The following is a 21,624-nucleotide window of genomic DNA, read 5'->3' on the forward strand; positions in this document are numbered from 1 at the left end:
AAAGTTTCTGTTGAGAAGACGGTGCAGACTGAGTATAATGCATTTGTAAGAGGATGATACACAAATCCCGGTATGAAACGACCAGAGGAGAGAACCATGAGAAAAGATGTCAGGATAATCCTAGCCAGCGGATCTCCGCGAAGGAAAGAGCTGTTAAAGCTTCTGGGCCTGGATTTTACAGTGCTTCCGGCGGAAGGGGAAGAGGAGACCCATGCGGAGGCTCCTGCGGACGTGGTACAGGATCTGGCGCTGCACAAGGCGCAGGAAGTCTGTGACCGGACAGCTGCAGAAGCAGGGACAGAGACGGAATCCGATGTTCTGGTGATCGGATCCGACACAGTGGTTGCCAGCGGCGGAACAATACTGGGCAAGCCTGTGGATGAAGCGGATGCTTACCGCATGCTTTCCATGCTTCAGAGCCGGGTGCATCAGGTGTACACCGGCGTGGCGCTTCTGGGACAGATCCGGGGCAGACAGGTGCGCCGGGTGTTTTACGAATCGGTGGATGTGACCTTTTACCCGATGGATGACCGGGAGATCCGGGATTATATCCATACCGGCGAACCGATGGACAAAGCCGGATCCTATGGGATCCAGGGCGGCGGCGGTCTGTTTGTAAAATCCATCCGCGGCGATTACAATACCGTGGTCGGACTGCCGGCAGCCAGATTATATCAGGAACTGAAAGAAATTCTGCGGTAATCATACGGATGCCGGATGCGCCGAATGTATGAAAACGCCTGGATACCGCGCAAACTGCACGAACATTTTTTATAATATTTTAGGGGGTATTTGATATGAATGAATATGATGATATGTGTCTGGAGACATTCCTGGAGAATCAGCTCCAGCTGCTGCCGGAGGAAGTGGCGCAGACACCGGAGGAAGCGGAGGAGTTTCTCGAGGAGTGCATGGCCACCGTCTGCGAAAACAAGCAGGAAGTATTAGCCTATTTCAAAGAAACCGGCGCGGACATCACGGGAGTCGATGATTTCGACAATGTGGCGGAAGTGTTCCCGCTTCCCGACGGACGTTATCTGATAGTAGAAGCTTAAACGGTCTGCATAGAGAAAAATAATTGCCTGCAAAAAGCCCCTCCGCGGTGACAGTACCCTCTTCACTGGACAAACCAGTAAGGAGAGTACCGTCACCGCGGAGGGGCCTTTTCATTTCGGGCGTTCTGTTTTATTTTGTCAGTAAAGACATGATCTGATTGCTGCGAAGAATGAACTGATTCATCTCTTCCGGTGTCAGCGGATGGTTGCTCATTTTGGCCAGATCATAGATCTGGTGGCAGAAGAGAGGCGTATGTTCGGAATCTTCGTGATCCAGGATATACTGAACCAGCGGATTGCTCAGATTCAGGGTCAGGGTCTCCGGCGCGTTGTACATGGAAGGATTCATGCCGTCCATATTGTACATCCGCATCATATCCATCATGCGGTGGCCTTCTTCGGAGACAGTCATGACCGCAGCCAGATCCGCGTCTTTTAACTTCTCTACAGCTACTTCCAGGTGTTCGTTGTCCAGGGCAGTGCGGAAGGTTTTCTGAAGCTGCTCCAGTGCTTTTTTTGCATCTTCTTCCGACAGGTCCTCTTTCAGGGCGCCGGTTACGTCCGCGTCGATCCGTTTGAAGGTGTAGCGTTCGTTTCTGCGCTCCAGCTGTGTAATAAAGGAAGCGTCGATATCGGAATCCAGAATCACCGCGTTCATATCATGCTCTTTGAACATCCGGATATACTGTCCCTGCTGGTTGCGGTCGGTGACATAGTAAACGGTTTCCTTTTCCGGCTCTTTTGCTGTGTCTTCGTCCTTGGCGTCTTTTGCGCTGCCGTCTGCGGAAGCATCCTCTGTCTGCTTGTCTTCGGCACCGGTATCCCCCGGTTTCACCAGAAGTTCCGGCAGTGTAAGATAATGATCGTTGATATCCTTAAAGAGGATGTAGTCATTCATCTTGTCACAGAATTTCTCGTCTTTCAGGCAGCCGTATTTGATAAAGGGACTGATATCATCCCAGTATTTCTCGTAGTTTTCCTTTTCGGTTTTGCACAGGCCGATGAGTTTGTCCGCAACTTTCTTCGTAATATACTCACTGATTTTGTTTACAAAACCGTCATTCTGCAGGGCGCTTCGGGATACGTTCAGCGGCAGGTCCGGGCAGTCAATGACGCCTTTTAACAGCATCAGGAAATCAGGGATGACTTCTTTGATGTTGTCGGCGATGAATACCTGGTTGTTGTAAAGCTTGATGGTTCCTTCCGCTGCCTCATACTGCAGGTTGATTTTCGGGAAGTAGAGGATGCCCTTCAGGTTAAACGGATAATCCATGTTCAGATGAATCCAGAACAGGGGCTCTTTATAATCGTGGAATACCTTGCGGTAGAATTCCTTATAGTCATCCTCCGTGCATTCGCTGGGATTTTTGGTCCAGAGAGGGTGAATGTCATTTAACGGAACCGGGCGTTTGAGAATTTTGAGTTTTTCGGTGCGGGGGGAGACTTCTACGATTTCCTTTTCACCGTTTTCGTTCTCTTTTTCTTCTGTTTTCGCCTCTTCTACGATGGTTTCAATGACAGTATCCTTATCGGTCTTTTCTTCCGGAAGGATGGTCTCATATTCCGGTTCCGCGTTTTCCTTCTGCAGATAGATGGGGGTAGGCATAAAGGAACAGTATTTCTCGATAACTTCCCGGAGACGGTATTCGTTGCAGAATTCCAGGCAGTCTTCGTTCAGGAAAAGGGTGATGCAGGTGCCGACTTCCCCGCGGCTGCCGTCGGTCATGTCAAATTCCGTGCCGCCGTCGCAGGACCAGTGTACCGGTACCGCGTCTTTTTTGTAAGACAGGGAATCGATGTGTACTTCATCGGCTACCATGAAGGCAGAGTAAAAGCCTAAGCCGAAGTGACCGATAATCTGGTCATTGGAATCCTTGTCTTTGTATTTTTCCAGAAATTCGGTGGCGCCGGAAAAAGCGATCTGGTTAATGTATTCGGAGACTTCTTCCGCGTCCATGCCCAGACCGTTATCTGTGAATTTCAGAGTCTTTTCTTCCGGATTGAAGGTCACATGAATGGCCGGTTCATAATCATCCGGCAGTTCATATTCACTCATAAGATCCAGCTTTTTTAATTTTGTAATGGCGTCGCATCCGTTGGAGATCAGCTCACGAACAAAAATGTCGTGATCGGAATAGAGCCATTTTTTGATTACGGGGAAAATATTGTTGCTGTCAATCGACAGGCTGCCATGTACTGCTGCCATGTTTGTATGTTCACTCCTTTGAAATCGAAAATATTTTAGCACTCTAACGTACTGTTTGCTAACAAATATCATACGACGAAACCGGAAAGAAGTCAACCGAATTTTAGCACTCAGATAAAAAGAGTGCCAAAAACAGGAGAAAAACCCAAAGGACATGATTCACGGCGCAGGCAGATACATGTCTCAGGGCGCTTCCGGGCATGGCGTCCACAGAATCAGGACATGGCATCCAGATAAAAGGAGAGAAGCAGATGGAAATATTCATCCGGATTTTCAAAGTCAATGCCGGTCAGCCCCAGGATCCGATCGATGCGGTAAAGCAGCGTGCTTCGGTGGATATAAAGACTGCGGGCGGTTTCGGTGGCATTGCACCGGCAGGTGAGGTAACAATGCAGGGTATGGCTCAGTTCCGTATGGTGTGTCTGATCATAGGTTTTCAGAACAGAGAGCGCAGGATGCCGCAGATCCGTCACGGAATGCTCCTGCAGCAGAGTCAGCAGATAGGGAAGCAAAGCGGACGGAAAGTCCTGAATGGCACCCGGTATTTTTGGCGCATATTCTGCCGCAATGGAAGCCGCGCGAAACTCATCCGGGAGCTGTGCGGGACGGCGAAAGGAAGGACTGGCACCGGCACAGTACCGGACACTGGTCAGAAGATCCGTGAATTCTCTGCGAAAGGGCGTCTGGTCGGTCAGATCGTGATTCACCAGTTCCAGGAGGTGGTTCTGATAAAACAGGACAAAGGCAGCAGGATGGATTGCCTCCAGATGATGAAACAGAACCGTTGGGGGAAAAGTGCTGCTCTCCAGCGGTTTTAATACGTACAGGGTCAGCCGGTCGCCGGAAGACCAGCCGAAGCTGCGCAGGCGCAGATCGATCTGCCGGGGATCTGTCTGTTCCCCATTCAGGATATCCAGAAACAGGCCGGCTTTCTGTGTATGCTCTTTCGTGGAACGATTGCGGGCAAGCCAGCGGCAGAGCAGCTCGGCCAGCTGCCCGTGGAGATCTGTCTGGCCTTCGGTATAGGTATTGTCGGCCGAATCGGCAATGAGCCACCCGGCGTGCAGACCGCCGGTAAAGAGATTGGAGACGATGGCGCTGCCGACAGCGGGAACAGAAACCGGATAGGCAGGAAGGTCCGGTTTCCGGATGCTGCTGCTTTGATTCAGGGCCTGAAGCGCGGGCAGGGGAAGCATGCGGGTGCGCAGCAGGTCTTTGAGCTGCGGATGGGCGGACAGGATGGTATCCGGAGCGAAGAAAGCCCGCATGTAGAAGGTTGCGTCCGCGAAAATCATCAGATGATGGGTGATCATGGAAAACTGCTTCATCAGTTTCTCAATGGAACAGTCGGCTTCTATGGCCTGGAGCATTTGATTTTCACAGTCATTATAGTAGTCAAAGGCGTCCAGGATGCGGTTCAGGATTTCGTTGACATCGTCACAGTGCAGCGTCAGGATGTCATTTCCGTTGGAGCAGACGATTTTTTCCTCTTCCATGGGCATCAGGTAAACGGTGGAGGAAGAGAAGCGGAGCTGCTCGGAAAAAAGCCGTACATTCTGTATGATGCATTTGCCGTTCTGAATCTCCGGTTCCGGGGAATAGTCCCGGAGCCAGTCCTTGAGAATCCACATACTAAGCTTCATAAGTCCCTCCCTGACAAGCGGAATATTCTTTCATACAATTTGTAGGAATAACAGATAAATATTTCCTGCAGTTTTACTATATCACAGGATGCATTTGTCAGTAAATTGTGTAATGATAGAAGCAGGAAAAAGAAGGAGGAAACGCCTATGAACGCAATGGAGAAATTTCAGAAAATGCTGAGCCTTACCCCTTATCAGGACCGGACGGAAATCCCGGTATTCCCCATGATGCTAGTGACTTACGCGGCCATGGCGAAGGGAATTACCCAGGCGGATACCATCCGCAGCGCGGATAAGTGGATAGAAGCAATGCAGCAGGCCTGGGAGATCATCGGCAAGCCGGACTGCGCGATGCCCATGTATCCGGGGGATACGGTTTTTATCATGGGACTGCCTGCCCGTGTACCCGGAAAAGAGCTGGGGGAGAACGAGCTTTACCAGTTTGTGGAAACGCCGTTTTTCGAGGATCAGGAAGAGTATAAGAAAATCATGACTATGGGCTGGCAGGCCTGGCAGGGAATGTACCTGTGCAGGATCCAGAATCCGCCGTTTACCAGTCCGGAACAGCTGATGGCCAGATTCGGAGAAATGGGCCAGAATCTGGGAAAAACCATCGGTTTTCTGTACCGGAACGGTGTGGTGCCGATCTTTGAAGGGGCGACGGCACCGATTTTTGATACCCTGTCCATGGCGCGGTCCATGGAAGAATTTATTTATGATCTGTTTGATGTGCCGGGGGATATCATGGATATTCTGAACAAATACCAGCCGCTGGCGGACGAGGCGACGATTCAGCAGATCAAGGGGAACGGCGGTTCCCGCGTGGGCTGCTTTGCCATGCGTTCTTCTGCGACGTTCCTGTCTCCGGACATGTTTGAGGAATTTGCGTGGCCTGCGTTGAAAGGCATGATTGAACGCTTCCATCAGGCAGGACTGACTACAATTCTGCATGCAGACGGCAACTGGCTGCCGATGATGGAATTCTTCACGCAGCTGCCGAAAGGAAGCGTCCACATCGAGCTGGATGGCGCCACAGATATAGAAAAGGCCTATGAGATTCTGGACGGAAGCCAGAGTATCCGGGGGGATGTCCCGGCCACTCTGCTGTGCTACGGAAGTGAGGCGGAAGTGGCAGAGTATTGCGAAAAACTGATTTATATGGGCAGAAAAGGCGGATTTATGCTGGGTTCCGGATGTGAAGTGCCGATGAACGCGAAACCGGAAAATATCAAGGCAATGATCGATTCTGTTCGATAAAAAACTTCAGAAAGTAAGTAAATGGAAAAGGGGAAGACCGTGTCTGCGGCCTTCCCCTTTTCACGGCTTCCGGCAGGAATTTCCTGCCGGAGTTCTGCCGATCCGCAGAAAGGATATTTCCTGCGGGATCAGTGTGCACTGTTTTGCTGCTGTTTTTTCTTTTCGATATTGCGCTGCGCAGTGGTCAGCATCAGCTTGATACGGTTCAGCTGGTTAACTTCGCTGGCACCCGGGTCAAAATCGATGGCGACAATATTGGAGTCCGGATACTCAGACCGCACTTTTTTGATGACTCCCTTGCCAACGATGTGGTTCGGCAGGCAGCCGAAGGGCTGGCAGCATACGATGTTGTTGACGCCGTGGTTGATCAGCTCGATCATTTCACCGGTCAGGAACCAGCCTTCGCCGGTCTGATTTCCTGCGGATACGATGTCGGCAGATCCCCGGGCCGTGTCATAGATGCTGGCCGGCGGATCGAAATGCACGCTGTCTGCCAGGGCTTTATGGGCAGCGCCCCGGAGTTTCTCGATGGCCCAGATTCCCAGGTTAGCCTTGCGTTTTGCGGCTTTGCTGAAGCCCAGGTTATCGGTCTTGAAATTGTTATTATAGAAACAGTACAGGAAGAAGTCCAGAAAATCCGGAACGACCGCTTCCGCGCCTTCCTGTTCAATCAGTTCTGCCAGGTGGTTGTTTGCCAGCGGCATGAATTTTACCAGGATTTCTCCTACAATACCGACTTTCGGTTTTTCGATATTTTTTCGTTCGATATGGTCAAAATCCCGTACCATTTCCCGGCAGAAGCGTTTGTAGGTCCTGTGGGACAGCCACTTCTTATCCTGGCAGAGGAATTTGTTGATGCGTCTGAGCCATTTCTGGTGCATCTTGTCTGTGGTTCCCGGTACTGCCTCGTACGGGCGTGTGGCGTTGATGACACGCATCAGGATATCGCCGAACACACAGCCATAGACGGCCTTCTGGGCCATGGGCAGGGTAAAGGAAAAGCCCGGATTCTTTTCTAAGTCGGACAGATTCAGGGAAATTACCGGAATCTGCGGATAGCCGGCCTTTTTCAGCGCCCGGCGTATGAAACCGACGTAATTGGACGCCCGGCAGCCGCCGCCGGTCTGTGTCATGATAATGGCCAGACGGTCTGTGTCATATTTGCCGGATTCCACGGCGGCCAGCATCTGTCCCACAACGATCAGGGACGGATAGCAGGCGTCATTGTTCACATATTTCAGGCCGGTGTCCACCGCTTCTTTGGTATCGTTGTCCAGTACCACCACATTGTAGCCGCAGGAGCGGAAGGCCGGTCCCAGGATATCGAAGTGGATCGGCGACAGCTGCGGCGCGATGATGGTATATCCTTCGGCGCGCATTTCTTCGGTGAAAAGTACCCGGTTGTGGTTGGTGGGCACAAGGTCCCGTTTGGTCGGATGCTTTTCCCGGGTGCGGATGGCCGCAATCAGGGAACGGATTCGTATCCGGGCTGCACCTAAGTTGTTTACCTCATCGATTTTCAGGCAGGTGTAGATCTTGCCGGACTGGGTCAGGATATCGCTGACCATGTCGGTGGTGATGGCGTCCAGACCGCAGCCGAAGGAATTTAACTGGATCAGATCCAGGTTATCCGTTGTCTTGACATAATTGGCGGCGGCATACAGGCGGGAGTGGTACATCCATTGATCCAGAACCACCAGGGGCCGTTCCACCTGGTGCAGATGGGAGACGGAATCCTCTGTCAGAACAGCAAATCCATAGGAGGTAATCAGTTCCGGAATGCCATGGTTGATTTCCGGATCAATATGATAGGGGCGTCCCGCGAGCACGATGCCGCGCCGGTGGTTGTCTTTCAGCCACTGGATGGTTTCCTCGCCTTTTTTCCGCATATCATCCCGGGCACTGGCCATTTCTGCCCAGCCGGCTTCCACGGCTTTGGCGGTTTCGTGCTCCGGAATGCCGAATTCCTCTTTCATGACGATTTTCAGGCGGTCCCGAATGGTGTCAAGATCCGCGAAGGACATGAAGGGATTGTGGAATTCGATCTGTCCGCTGGTGATTTCCTCTACGTTGTTTTTGATATTTTCCGCGTAGGATGTCACGATCGGGCAGTTGTAGTTGTTGCTGGCTTCCGGAAATTCCTTGCGCTCATAAGGAATGCAGGGGTAGAAGATCCGTGTGATGCCGTGGTTGATCAGCCACTGGATGTGTCCGTGGGTGATCTTTGCCGGATAGCATTCGGACTCGCTGGGAATGGATTCTATTCCCAGTTCGTAGGTTTTGCGGGTGGACTGTGGCGACAGAATCAGCTGGAATTTCAACTCTTTGAAAAATACAGCCCAGAAGGGGTAGTTTTCATATAAATTCAGCGCCCGGGGCATACCGATGACACCCCGTGCCGCCTCTTCTTTTTTCAGCGGCTTGTAGCGGAAAATCCGCTTTAATTTGTATTCAAACAGGTTTGGAACTTCTTCCTTTTTCACTGTTTCGCCCAGCCCCCGTTCGCAGCGGTTGCCGGTGATGTAGTGACGGCCGTCGCTGAACCGGTTGATGGTCAGCAGACAGTTGTTGGTACACTTGCCGCAGCGTTTCAGGTCGGAATGGAAGGTCAGATGCTCGATTTCATCAATGGTAAGCATCTGGGTCTGATGTCCCTCTTCGTAGCGGTCCCGTGCGATTAACGCGGCGCCGAAGGCGCCCATGATTCCGGCAATATCCGGACGAATTGCCCTGCAGCCGGAGATGAGCTCAAAACTGCGGAAGACCGCATCATTGTAGAAGGTTCCGCCTTGTACCACTACATTTTTGCCAAGCTGGGAAGCGTCGGTCAGTTTGATGACTTTAAAAAGGGCATTTTTGATGACAGAGTATGCCAGGCCGGCGGAAATGTCTGCCACGGAAGCGCCTTCCTTCTGAGCCTGTTTTACCTTTGAGTTCATAAATACGGTACAGCGTGTGCCCAGATCGATGGGATGCTCGGCAAATAAGGCTTCTTTGGCAAAATCTTCTACCTTATAATTCAGGGATTTAGCAAAGGTCTCGATAAAAGAGCCGCATCCGGCAGAGCATGCCTCGTTCAGCATAACATTGTCGACGGTATTGTTTTTGATTTTGATGCATTTCATATCCTGTCCGCCGATGTCCAGGATGCAGTCCACATCAGGATCAAAGAAGGCGGCAGCGGTGTAGTGGGCGATGGTCTCCACTTCCCCTTCGTCCAGACGGAACGCTTCTTTTACCAGAGCCTCGCCATAGCCGGTGGAGCAGGAGTATACGATCTGCGCGTCTGCCGGCAGCTGCTGATGAATCTCGCGGATGGCGCGGATGGAGGTGTCAATGGGGCTGCCGTTGTTGTTGCTGTAAAAGGAATAGAGCAGGGTGCCGTCTTCTCCGACCAGGGCAACCTTGGTGGTGGTGGAACCTGCGTCGATCCCCAGATAGCAGCGGCCTTTGTAAGTGGAAAGATCTCCTTTCTTTACAGTGGCTCCTGCGTGCCGCTGGATAAATTCCTCGTATTCGGCAGAATCCCGGAACAGAGGGTCCATCCGGGCGACTTCAAATTCCATATGAAGCTCGCCGGTTAATTTCTCCAGTAAAGCGCTGAGCTGCAGGGCATTGTCCCGGTTGTAGTTCAACGCGGAGCCTTTGGCGGCAAAAAGATGGGAATCCTCCGGCACGATGGTATGCTCTTCGTCCAGCTTTAGGGTGCGGATAAAAGCTTCTTTCAGTTCCGGAAGAAAATGCAGGGGACCGCCCAGAAAAGCCACATGACCGCGGATAGGTTTTCCGCAGGCCAGGCCGCTGATGGTCTGGTTTACAACTGCCTGAAAAATAGAGGCAGCCAGATCCTCTTTGGAGGCGCCTTCATTAATCAGGGGCTGAATGTCTGATTTTGCAAATACGCCGCAGCGGGCGGCAATCGGGTAGATCGCGTTGTAATGCTTGGCATATTCATTCAGGCCGGAGGCGTCCGTCTGCAGAAGGGATGCCATCTGGTCGATGAAGGAGCCGGTTCCTCCGGCGCATACACCGTTCATACGCTGCTCCACGTTTCCGTTTTCAAAATAAATGATTTTGGCGTCTTCGCCGCCCAGTTCGATGGCCACATCAGTCTGCGGCGCGTCATGTTCCAGCGCGGTGGATACGGCAACCACTTCCTGGATGAAGTCCACACCCAGGTGTTTTGCCAGGGTAAGGCCGCCGGAACCGGTGATCATCGGGCAGATGAGCACGTCCCCGGTTTTCTCATAGGCTTCTTTCAGCAGGTGGGAGAGGGCCTCCCGGATGTTGGCATAATGCCTCTGGTAGTCTGCGAAGATCAGATGATCTGCTTCATCCAGCAGGGCTATTTTGACTGTGGTAGATCCGATATCGATACCAAGCTTGTAAATCTTGTTGTTTTCCATTGAATCACCTTTCGTATTTATCTGTATCTGAAACTAACGGTACGCAGGCTGTCTTTCCGCAGCCTGCGGATTTCTGCAAAAAAATGGATTGGTTCGGTGCAAAAGCACACAAAAAAACTCCACGAAATAACTCATGATATTATACGCCCAACAAATTTAAAACACAACATATTAATATAAACTTTATATTTACCGCTAGATCATGTATAGCAGGGCAGTTTGGGCGGGAAAAGTAAAGAAAAACGTCTTTCATTCCATCGGTGTTTTATGCTACAATGAAATACCGATTAACAGAATAAGTTTTTCAAGGAGCAGATATGAATTTTCTCAATCGTCTCGAAAAAAAGATCGGCCGGTATGCCATACCGGGACTGATGAAATACATGGTGGGCTGTTACGTCATCGGATATATCATCATGTACGCGGCCCCGAACCTGGTGTCCTGGCTGACCCTGGAACCTTATATGATTTTTCACCAGGGGCAGGTCTGGCGGCTGGTATCCTGGCTGCTGATTCCGCCCAGCCGCAGTTATCTGATTTTTGCCATTATCATGATCATCTTTTATTATCAGATCGGTACTGCGCTGGAACACACCTGGGGAGTCTTCCGATTTAATGTATTTATTTTCGGCGGCATCATTTTTACGATTCTCGGCGCCCTTCTTCTGTATTTTGCCACCGGGCAGGCGCCGCTGATCCTGCAGGGCGCGTATTATACGACCTATTATTTGAACCTGTCTATTTTCCTGGCATTTGCGGTATGTTATCCGGATCAGCAGGTAATGCTGTATTTTCTGATTCCGGTCCGGATGAAGTGGCTTGCCATTGTCTATGCCGTCCTAGCGGTGGCCGGCGCTGTCAGCGGAGGTGTGGTCAGCATTGTTGCCATCGCGGCATCTCTGGCGAATTTTTTGATTTTCTTCCTGCTGACGAGAAACTATCACGCGGTTTCGCCGCAGGAGATCCGGAGAAAGCAGTCCTTCCGCAGGCAGATGAACCGCCCTTCCGGAAGCTATCGGTCTGAAGACGGCAGAATCAGCAAGCACAAATGCGCCGTCTGCGGACGTACCGAGCTGGATGATCCGAACCTGGAATTTCGGTTCTGTTCCAAATGCAACGGAAATTACGAATACTGTCAGGATCATCTGTTTACACACAAACATGTGAAATAATTCATCCGATGGAGGAGTTTTTCCATTGACGAAAATTAAAAAACGGGGAGTATGGAGTAACTATGGAAAACGAAACACAATCACGCAACTTTATCGAACTGGCGATTGACAAAGATCTGTCTGAGGGAAAGTATTCCGAGATCTGCACCAGGTTTCCGCCGGAACCAAACGGATACCTGCATATCGGACATGCCAAGTCGATCCTTTTGAATTATGGGATCGCCCAGGAATATCACGGCAAGTTCAACATGCGGTTTGATGACACCAATCCCACTAAGGAAAAACAGGAATTTATGGAGTCTATCCTGGAGGATGTCCGCTGGCTCGGCGCAGACTGGGAAGACCGGCTGTATTTCGCGTCGGATTACTTTGACCGGATGTATGAGGCTGCCCTGATTCTGATCCAAAAAGGAAAAGCATATGTCTGTGATCTTACCGCGGAACAGATCCGCGAATACCGGGGGGATTTTGAACATCCGGGCAAGGAAAGCCCTTACCGCGGCCGGAGCATTGAGGAAAACCTGGACCTGTTTGAACGCATGAAAAACGGAGAGTTCCCGGACGGATCCAAAGTGCTGCGCGCGAAAATTGACATGGCTTCGCCGAATATCAACATGCGTGACCCGGTCATTTACCGGATTGCCCATATGCATCATGTGCGCACCGGTGACAAGTGGTGCATTTATCCCATGTATGACTTTGCGCATCCGCTGGAGGACGCCTTTGAGGGTGTGACCCATTCTCTGTGCACACTGGAATTTGAAGACCACCGCCCGCTGTATGACTGGGTGGTGCATGAGACCGGTCTGTTTGAGCAGCCGCCCCGTCAGATCGAATTCGCAAAATTATATCTGACCAATGTGGTTACAGGCAAACGCTATATCAAAAAACTGGTAGAAGACGGAATCGTGGACGGCTGGGATGACCCGCGTCTGGTGTCCATCGCGGCGCTGCGCCGGCGGGGATACACGCCGGAGTCCATTCGTAAATTTGTGGAACTGTGCGGCATCTCCAAAAGCAACAGTTCCGTGGATTACGCCATGCTGGAGTATTGCATCCGGGAAGATCTGAAGTTAAAGGCACCCCGGGCCATGGCAGTGCTGGATCCGCTGAAGCTGATTATTGACAATTATCCGGAGGGAGAATCCGAGGAACTGGAAGTGCCAAACAACATGGAGAATCCGGAACTGGGCTCCCGTATGGTAAGTTTCAGCCGGGAACTGTATATCGAGCGGGAAGATTTCATGGAAGAACCGCCGAAGAAATACCGCCGGCTCTATCCGGGCAACGAAGTACGGCTGATGAACGCGTATTTCGTAACCTGCACCGGATTTGAGAAAGATGAAAACGGCGAAATCACAGCGGTGCACTGCACCTATGATCCGGCCAGCCGCGGCGGAAACAGCCCCGACGGGCGGAAAGTCAAAGGTACCATCCACTGGGTGGATGCGGCCACGGCATTCCGGGCAACGGTACGCCTGTACGAAAATATCGTAGATGAGGAAAAGGGTGTCTATAATAAAGAAGACGGCTCCCTGAATGTAAATCCGAACTCACTTACCGTCTGCGGGAACTGTTATATAGAACAGGGGCTGCAGCAGGCAGAAGCATATGACAGCTTTCAGTTTGTGCGGACCGGCTTCTTTAATGTGGACTGCAGGGATTCCAGACCGGGTCAGCCGGTGTTTAACAGGATCGTTTCGCTGAAAAGCTCCTACAAACTGCCAAAGGCATAAACAGATACACAGAACCTTTCAAATGCGGGTTCACTGATTTCGGCCTTTCCTTTCGGAAGAACTGTACTTCGTGTACAGCAGCTTTTTCGGAGGGGAAGGCCGATTTCTATATTACAGGGTCTTGCGAAAGCAAACGCAGCAGGGGATATTTTTTGTGAAGATTTTGTACTATTTTCCAATAATAAAGGAAAAGCCCTGCATCCGGCGGAAAACGTGGATGATTGTATACAGACCATTCTTGTATTAAGATCTGTGCAATGATATACTGTAGGTGTTGTATTTACAGGAGAACATAAAAGTACTGTTGGGGAGGAAAGCAATTGAAAGTAAAACAGACAGTCCCTTTTAAAGGCACGAAAGAGCAGGAACAGGAACTGAGACGTTTTATGGCTGCCCATAAGGGACAGCCGGGTGCTGTGCTGCCTGTTATGCAGAAAGCAAAGGAAATTTACGGTTATCTGCCGCTGGAAGTACAGCAGATGATCGCGGAAGGTACCGGCCAGCCGGTCAGTGCCGTTTACGGAATCGCAACCTTTTACTCTCAGTTTAATCTGCAGCCGAAGGGAAAGTATCAGATCAGCGTCTGTCTGGGAACCGCGTGCTACGTGAAGGGATCCGGCGATATTCTCGCCAGAATTGAAGAATATCTGGGGATTTCCAGCGGAGAATGCACACCGGATGGGAAATTTTCCATTGATGCATGCAGGTGCATCGGTGCCTGCGGAATGGCACCGGTCATGACGATAAACAATAAAGTATACGGCCGTCTGACACCGGATGAGGCAGAACGTATTCTGGATCAGTACCGGCAGAGAGAGGAAGCAGGCGGACGATCGGCTTCTTAGCGAAATAACGTCATGGACAAATGGAGGATATCTATGAATTCTTTGAAAGAACTGCAGACAGTCCGGGAACGGATGGAGGAAAAGCTGGCGGTACGCGGGTACCGGCCGGAGGATAAGGGAAACAGACACTGTGTGCTGATCTGCGGCGGACAGAACTGTCAGTCCGCGGACAGCCACAGAATTTATGAACGGTTCTGTGCCCTGCTCCGGGAAAACGGACTGGATCGGGAAATCGACGTGGTGCAAACTGGCTGCCACGGCATGTGTGAACAGGGCCCGCTGGTGCTGGCCTATCCGGAAGGGGCGTTTTATACCAGATTTCGCCTAGAAGATGTGGAAGAAGTGGTGGAAAGGCATCTGAAAGGGCATCAGATTGTAGAGCACCTGGAATATCAGGAAAACGGAAAAGCACTTTCGGTGAATGAAACCGCTTTCTATGGAAGACAGCAGCGGGTGGCGCTGCATAACTGCGGGCATATTGATCCGGAGAGCATCGAGGAATATATCGGTACCGGCGGATACCTGGCATTGGGTAAGGCAGTCACCGAAATGACGCCGGATGAAGTGATCCGGATTGTGACAGACAGCGGGCTGCGGGGACGCGGCGGCGCGGGATTTCCTACCGGGAAAAAATGGGAGTTCGCTTCCGGCAGCCGCGGACAGGTACAGAAATATGTCTGCTGCAACGCGGATGAAGGCGATCCCGGCGCGTTTATGGACCGCTCGATTCTGGAGGGCGATCCCCATGTGGTGCTGGAGGCAATGGCAATTGCCGGATATGCAATCGGTTCGGATCAGGGCTATATCTACGTCCGGGCGGAATATCCTGTGGCCGTGCAGCGTCTGCAGATCGCGATTGACCAGGCCAATGAAAAGGGGCTTTTAGGCGACCGGCTCTTTGGCACAGACTTTTCTTTTCGCGTCGAACTGCGGCTGGGGGCAGGGGCCTTTGTCTGCGGGGAAGAGACGGCGCTGATGACCTCGATTGAGGGACATCGGGGAGAGCCGAGGCCCCGTCCGCCGTTTCCGGCAGTGAAAGGCCTCTTTGGCAAACCGACGATTTTAAATAATGTGGAAACTTATGCCAATGTGCCTAAAATTATTCTAAACGGAGCGGAATGGTTTCGGAATCTGGGCACGGATCAGTCTAAGGGCACCAAAGTGTTCGCCCTGGGCGGAAAAATCAACAATACCGGCCTGGTGGAAGTGCCCATGGGCACCACGCTCCGTACGATTGTAGAAGAGATCGGGGGCGGCATACCAAACGGGAAAAAATTCAAAGCCGCCCAGACCGGCGGACCTTCCGGCGGCTGTATTCCGGAGGAGTATCTGGATGTGGCCATGGACTATGAGCACCTGGCGGAAATCGGCTCCATTATGGGATCCGGCGGTCTGATTGTCATGGACGAAGATAACTGCATGGTGGATGTGGCCAAGTTCTATCTGCAGTTTACTGTGGATGAGTCCTGCGGCAAATGTCCGCCCTGCAGGATCGGTATTAAGCGTATGCTGGATATTCTGGAAAAAATCACAGACGGCCGGGGAGAGATGAAAGACCTGGATCAGCTGGAAAAACTGGCAAAGGATATCAAGCAGAATTCTCTGTGCGGTCTGGGACAGACAGCGCCGAACCCGATTCTGTCCACGCTGAAGTTCTTCCGGAAGGAGTATGAAGCGCATATTCTGGAAAAGAGATGTCCGGCTCATGTATGCAAGGCGCTGCTCCAGTATGAGATCGATCCGGAACTGTGCCGGGGATGCACGCTCTGCGCGAAAAATTGTCCGGCAGGAGCCATTTCAGGAGAAGTGAAACAGCCCCATGTCATTGACGCGTCCAAATGTATCAAATGCGGTGTCTGCATGAGTCAGTGCAGGTTCTCCGCTGTGGTGCGCAGATAACAGACCGGAGGAATTAGTGATCGAGCAATCAGGAGGTTTTAGATATGATCCACGCAATAATCAACGGTACCGCAGTAGAAGCGGAAGAAGGCTCCACCATCCTGCAGGCCGCTGAAAAATATGGAATCCGGATTCCGCAGCTTTGTTATCTGAAAGAACTGAGTCCGGAAGGCGCATGCAGAATGTGCTTTGTAGAGATTGAAGGCAATCCGAAACTGGTGACCGCCTGCTCTTTTCCCATCGGTGAGGGCAATGTGATTCATACGGAAAGTGAACGGGTCATTGAGGCGAGAAAGTCAACCCTGGATCTGCTGCTGTCCCATCACGACATCCACTGTATGACATGTCCGGGAAACGGCAGCTGCAAACTGGCGGATCTGTGTTATGAATATGGGGTAGAAGGATCCAGTTATCCCACAGGAGAGGACGAATTAAAAGAACCGGTGGACGATACCAATGAATTTTTTGTTTATAATCCGAACCGCTGTATTTTATGCCACCGCTGTGTAAACACCTGTCAGAAGATTGTCTGCCGCGGCGCCATCGCCACATCAGAGCGGGGATTCCGGTCGGTGATCAGTACGGCTTTCGGCATCGACTGGAAAGATTCCAACTGTGAGTCCTGCGGAAACTGTGTACAGGCCTGCCCCACCGGCGCGCTGACTATGAAGCGCAGGAAAAACTACCGGCCCTGGGAAGTGAAAAAAATCCGCACGACCTGTCCCCACTGTGCCACCGGCTGTCAGTTTGATGTGTATGTGAAGGACAACCGGGTGGTGGATACCGAGGCGGCGGACGGGCCCTCCAACCGGGGACTCCTTTGCGTCAAGGGCAGAAGCGGCTCCTTTGATTTCGCCATGTCCAGGGATCGGATCCGCACACCGCTGATTAAAAATCGGACGACGGGCAAATTCCGGGAAGCGTCTTGGGATGAGGCACTGGATCTGGTGGCCCGCAGATTTATGGAAATCCGGAAAAAATACGGTTCGGATGCCCTGGCCGGATTTGCGTGTTCCAGATCCCCCAACGAGGATATTTATATGGTGCAGAAGATGGTGCGCACCTGCTTCGGGACCAACAATACCGACAACTGTGCCAGAGTCTGTCATTCTGCCTCGGTAACCGGACTGGCCATGTCTTTCGGTTCCGGCGCCATGACCAATACGATCGAGGACATTACCCATGGTGTGGATATGATTCTGCTGGTCGGTTCCAATCCGGAAGAAGCCCATCCGGTGGTGGGCATGCAGATTCGTCAGGCGGTCAGAAACGGTACGAAGCTTGTGGTTGCGGATCCGCGTACCACCGGACTGGCAGCCCGGGCGGACATTCATCTGAAGCTGCGTCCGGGCACCAACGTAGCGTTTGCCCTGGGCATGCTCCATGTCATGATCTCCGAACATCTGATTGATGAGGAATTTATCCGTACCCGTACGGAAGGATTCGAGGAAACGAAAAAAACGGCGATGGAATATACCCCGGAACGCACCGCGGAAATCTGCCGGATTTCTGCTGATGATCTGCGGGAAGCGGCCCGGATGTATGCCCGGGCGGAAAAAGCGCCGATTATCTATTGCCTTGGAGTGACGGAGCATACCACAGGAACGGAAGGCGTACGGTCTCTGGCAAACCTGGCCCTGGCTGCCGGAAAACTGGGCAAACCGGGCTGCGGCGTCAATCCGCTGCGGGGGCAGAACAATGTCCAGGGCGGCTGCGATATGGGAGCCATGCCGGACAAATTTCCGGGATATCAGAATGTCACCGATGAGAAGATCCGCAGAAAATTTGAACAGGCCTGGGGGGTTCCCCTGTCCGGAAAAATCGGGCTTCACGCCACGGAAGTCTTTCCTGCCGCAGTGGAAGGCCGTATTCGGGGGCTGTATATCTATGGGGAAGACCCTGTAGTGACGGATCCGGACACCCATCATATCCTGAAGGCATTGAAAAGCCTGGACTTCTTTGTGGTGCAGGAACTGTTCATGACGGAGACCGCTCAGCTGGCAGACGTGATTCTGCCGGGGCGTTCCTATCTGGAAAAAGAAGGCACCTTCAGCAATACGGAACGCCGGCAGCAGCGGGTGAGAAAAGCCATCGAGGTACCCGGGGACATGCGTCTGGATACGGATATCATCATTGATCTGATGAACCGTATGGGCTACCCTCAGCCGCAGATGACAGCGGCAGAGATTTTCGATGAAATGGCGTCTCTAACCCCTTCCTTTGCGGGAATCAGCCACAAAAGACTGGATTCCCAAGAGATTGGCGGCAGAGGCATCCAGTGGCCGTGTCCGGCTCCGGATCATCCCGGAACACCGATCCTGCATGTGGGTACCTTTGCCCGGGGGCTGGGCGCCTTCAGCCCTGCGCCGTATAAGGAATCTGCGGAACTGCCGGATGAGGAATATCCGATTCTGCTGATGACCGGACGGATTCTGTATCATTATACGACCCGGGCCATGACCGGACGGACCAAAGGACTCATGAATATCGAAGGGCATTCTTTCATTGAAATGAATGAGCAGGACGCAGCTGCGCTGGGTATACGGGATAAAGAACGGGTCCGTGTCCGTTCCAGACGCGGCGTGATCACATCGGAAGCCAGAGTCAGCGGCAAATGTTCGCCGGGCGAGTGCTGGATGCCGTTCCATTTCCCGGATGGGGACTGCAACTGGCTGACCCATGCGGCGCTGGACCCGTACTGCAAAATTCCGGAATACAAGGTATGCGCGGTCCGTATTGAAAAAATTCCTGACAGCGAAGCGTATACCGCGGAGGGTGTGTATATCACCCAGGCGATGGTTGCCGAGCAGATGCGGCAGCAGATGGCGGAAACTGCAGAGCATCTGGTGGAGCGGGAGAACCATGCGAATTGACAATCGGTTTCATCCGGACGGACTGAGCACAGAGATCCGGGGACAGTGTTATGACCGTCTGGACCAGCGGCATACAACAGAATATGATGTGACCCGGGAACATCTGCTGGATCTGTGGATCAATGAAGTGCGCACCATGCGCTTGGTCTGCAGTCCTTCAGATCTGCCGGAGCTGATCCTGGGAAGACTGCTGACAGAAGGGATCATCACGGACTGCAGCCAGGTCAGCAGTCTCTATATCTGTGAGGAAGGAGCCCGAGCTCGCGTGGTGCTTGCGCCGGATCATGGCAGAAAGCAGGCGGCAGAGGCACGGGATTATGTGGAAACCGTGCCTAGCTGCTGTACCGGCAACCGGGTCTACAACGATCTCTTCGCGGATGCTTCACCCATGGCAGCGGTTACACCGATTCCCTGGAAAAAAGCGTGGGTTACGGCTCTGGTACACAGTTTTGAAAAGCAGCTGCCGCTGTACCGGAAAACCGGCGGCGTGCACAGCTGTCTTCTGGCCTGCCGGGAACGGCTGGTATGCTGGTGCGAGGATCTGGGACGGCACAACGCCATGGACAAGACCATCGGGTATGCGTTGGAACGGGGCGAGTCCCTCAAAGACTGTCTGCTGTACTCCAGCGGACGGATTCCCACCGATATGGTAATGAAGGCAGTACGGGCAGGGGTGCCGATCCTGGCGACCAAAGCCGCACCTACGGATCTGGCGGTCGAAATGGCCAGAACCTATGGACTGACACTGATCTGTTTCGCGCGAAATGGGAAAATGACGGTATTTTCCGGCCGCCTGCCGGAAGAATCCGGCGGCAGGATGCTGCAGAACACGGCGCAGGAAGTGATCTGAAAACAGGCAGTCCGTCAAGAGCGGAAGGATACAGAAATACATAGAAGAACTGAAAAAAGCACCCCCGGCAGTCAGGCGGTGTGCGGTCCCGGGCAGAAGATGAAACATCTGCCTGGGGACGGCGCACCGGAAGATTTCCGGGGGTGCGGTTCTGGCTTTTGATATGATTCAGAAGAAAGAGGAATTATTTTTTGCTTTCGTTCTTTAATTCCTGCATTTTCATGGCACGGACTTTCAGCGGCAGGCCGAAGAGTGTGATGAAGCCCTCTGCATCGTGATGATCATAGAGATCGCCGGTGGTAAAGCTTGCCAGGGATTCGCTGTACAGGGAGTAGGGAGAAGTGGTGCCTTCTTTGATGATATTTCCCTTATAAAGCTTGAATCGTACTTCGCCGGTTACGTATTCCTGGGTTTTTTCCACAAAGGCCTGCAGGGATTCCCTGAGAGGGGTGAACCAGGTGCCTTCGTAGAGGCACTGGGCGAACTGGTTGGCAACGATTTTCTTAAAGCTCATGGTAGCGCGGTCCAGAACCAGTTCTTCCAGCTGGTTGTGTGCTTCCATCAGAATGGTGCCGCCGGGAGTCTCGTAAACGCCGCGGGATTTCATGCCTACGACACGGTTTTCCACGATATCCACAATGCCGATGCCGTGCTTGCCGCCCAGGCGGTTCAGCTCGCGGATGATATCCGATACTTTCATGGCTTTGCCGTTTACTGTCTTGGGCACACCTTTTTCAAAGGTCATGGTAATGTGCTCTTCTTCGTCCGGCGCTTTTTCAGGAGTTACGCCAAGGACCAGGAGATGGTCATAGTTCGGAGCCTGTGCCGGGTCTTCCAGTTCCAGTCCTTCGTGGCTGATGTGCCATAAGTTCCGGTCGCGGCTGTAGCTCTGGTCTGCGGAGAAGGGAAGGTCGATGCCGTGGTCGCGGCAGTACTGGATCTCGTCTTCCCTGGACTGGAGCTGCCACTCATCCTGACGCCACGGAGCGATAATCTTGATGTCCGGAGCCAGTGCTTTGATGCCCAGCTCAAAACGGATCTGGTCGTTGCCCTTGCCGGTAGCGCCATGGCAGATTGCCACTGCGCCTTCTTTTCTGGCAACATCCACCAGTGCTTTGGCGATTCCCGGACGGGCCATGGAGGTGCCCAGAAGGTATTTGTTCTCATATACGGCACCTGCCTGTACGGTGGGCACGATATAATTCTCGCAGAAGTCGTCGATAATATCTATAATATATAATTTTGCTGCGCCGCAGTATTTGGCTCTTTCTTCCAGACCGTCCAGCTCTTCGCCCTGTCCGACGTCGATGCAGCAGCATACAACGTCATAATTATAGGTTTCTTTCAGCCACGGAATAATAGCGGTGGTATCCAGACCGCCGGAGTAGGCCAGAATAACTTTTTCTTTCATCTTGCATGTCTCCCTTATCTATAATTTCTGTGATTTAGAAAAACCGGAGTGCCCGGTATTCTGCTGAAGACTACTATACTACAAACAAATGGAGTTCACAAGTGTAATTTTATACATAAATATTTAATAAAAATACACATATAGATGCAATGTGCAGAAAATAAATTAACTCTTTTCATCTGGGAAGAATGGTGATATATTGATAAGGCACAATGTTTTCAGCAGAATTGGAAAATGTATTGGGAAATGTATAAATGTATATATATTCATT

Annotated in this window: 12 protein-coding genes and 1 pseudogene; 9 read left to right on the forward strand and 4 right to left on the reverse strand. The window is 52.0% G+C overall.

Annotated elements, in window-relative coordinates; translation table 11 throughout:
• Positions 1-96 precede the first annotated feature (96 nt).
• Positions 97-702 carry a Maf family protein gene (locus CXIVA_RS10760; protein WP_013978061.1) on the forward strand — a complete coding sequence of 202 codons (606 nt, stop codon included), beginning with the start codon at positions 97-99 and terminating at the stop codon, positions 700-702.
• Between the two features lie 95 nt (positions 703-797).
• Positions 798-1,055, forward strand: coding sequence for a hypothetical protein (locus tag CXIVA_RS10765; protein ID WP_013978062.1), 258 nt, complete (start codon positions 798-800; stop codon positions 1,053-1,055).
• Between the two features lie 130 nt (positions 1,056-1,185).
• On the opposite strand, the gene htpG is transcribed toward CXIVA_RS10765, so the two are convergent.
• Both htpG and CXIVA_RS10775 read right to left on the reverse strand, forming a co-directional pair.
• On the reverse strand, positions 1,186-3,261 hold the full coding sequence (gene htpG, locus CXIVA_RS10770; protein WP_013978063.1) for a molecular chaperone HtpG: 2,076 nt from the start codon (positions 3,259-3,261) through the stop codon (positions 1,186-1,188).
• Between the two features lie 215 nt (positions 3,262-3,476).
• Entirely contained in the window at positions 3,477-4,904 is a 1,428-nt protein-coding gene (locus tag CXIVA_RS10775) for a helix-turn-helix domain-containing protein (RefSeq protein ID WP_013978064.1), read from the reverse strand.
• Between the two features lie 147 nt (positions 4,905-5,051).
• On the opposite strand from CXIVA_RS10775, the gene CXIVA_RS13545 reads away from it, so the two are divergent.
• Entirely contained in the window at positions 5,052-6,161 is a 1,110-nt protein-coding gene (locus CXIVA_RS13545) for a uroporphyrinogen decarboxylase family protein (RefSeq protein ID WP_013978065.1), read from the forward strand.
• A gap of 128 nt (positions 6,162-6,289) precedes the next feature.
• On the opposite strand, the gene CXIVA_RS10785 is transcribed toward CXIVA_RS13545, so the two are convergent.
• The gene (locus CXIVA_RS10785) at positions 6,290-10,567 is read right to left on the reverse strand and encodes a 2-hydroxyacyl-CoA dehydratase (protein ID WP_013978066.1); all 4,278 of its coding nucleotides are present in this window, start codon (positions 10,565-10,567) and stop codon (positions 6,290-6,292) included.
• A gap of 317 nt (positions 10,568-10,884) precedes the next feature.
• Between CXIVA_RS10785 and CXIVA_RS10790 the strand changes: the two genes are divergently transcribed.
• From CXIVA_RS10790 to fdhD, 6 genes and pseudogenes are all read left to right on the forward strand, one after another.
• Positions 10,885-11,739, forward strand: coding sequence for a membrane protein (locus CXIVA_RS10790; protein ID WP_013978067.1), 855 nt, complete (start codon positions 10,885-10,887; stop codon positions 11,737-11,739).
• A gap of 62 nt (positions 11,740-11,801) precedes the next feature.
• Positions 11,802-13,475 carry a glutamine--tRNA ligase/YqeY domain fusion protein gene (locus tag CXIVA_RS10795; protein ID WP_013978068.1) on the forward strand — a complete coding sequence of 558 codons (1,674 nt, stop codon included), beginning with the start codon at positions 11,802-11,804 and terminating at the stop codon, positions 13,473-13,475.
• 320 nt (positions 13,476-13,795) lie between these two features.
• Entirely contained in the window at positions 13,796-14,320 is a 525-nt protein-coding gene (locus CXIVA_RS10800) for an NAD(P)H-dependent oxidoreductase subunit E (protein ID WP_013978069.1), read from the forward strand.
• A 72-nt stretch (positions 14,321-14,392) separates the two neighbouring features.
• The gene (locus CXIVA_RS10805; protein WP_050979270.1) at positions 14,393-16,219 is read left to right on the forward strand and encodes an NADH-quinone oxidoreductase subunit NuoF; all 1,827 of its coding nucleotides are present in this window, start codon (positions 14,393-14,395) and stop codon (positions 16,217-16,219) included.
• 44 nt (positions 16,220-16,263) lie between these two features.
• A pseudogene (fdhF, locus tag CXIVA_RS10810) lies at positions 16,264-18,963 on the forward strand (formate dehydrogenase subunit alpha); the annotation flags it as partial.
• Positions 18,964-19,081: 118 nt separating this feature from the next.
• Positions 19,082-19,942, forward strand: a complete 861-nt coding sequence (gene fdhD, locus CXIVA_RS10815) for a formate dehydrogenase accessory sulfurtransferase FdhD (RefSeq protein ID WP_013978072.1) — start codon at positions 19,082-19,084, stop codon at positions 19,940-19,942.
• Positions 19,943-20,126: 184 nt separating this feature from the next.
• Here fdhD and CXIVA_RS10820 read toward each other — a convergent pair whose 3' ends face one another.
• On the reverse strand, positions 20,127-21,353 hold the full coding sequence (locus CXIVA_RS10820) for an argininosuccinate synthase (protein WP_013978073.1): 1,227 nt from the start codon (positions 21,351-21,353) through the stop codon (positions 20,127-20,129).
• Positions 21,354-21,624 lie beyond the last annotated feature (271 nt).

Origin of the sequence: Clostridium sp. SY8519 (assembly GCF_000270305.1) — a bacterium.
Classification (GTDB): Bacteria; Bacillota; Clostridia; order Lachnospirales; family Lachnospiraceae; genus SY8519.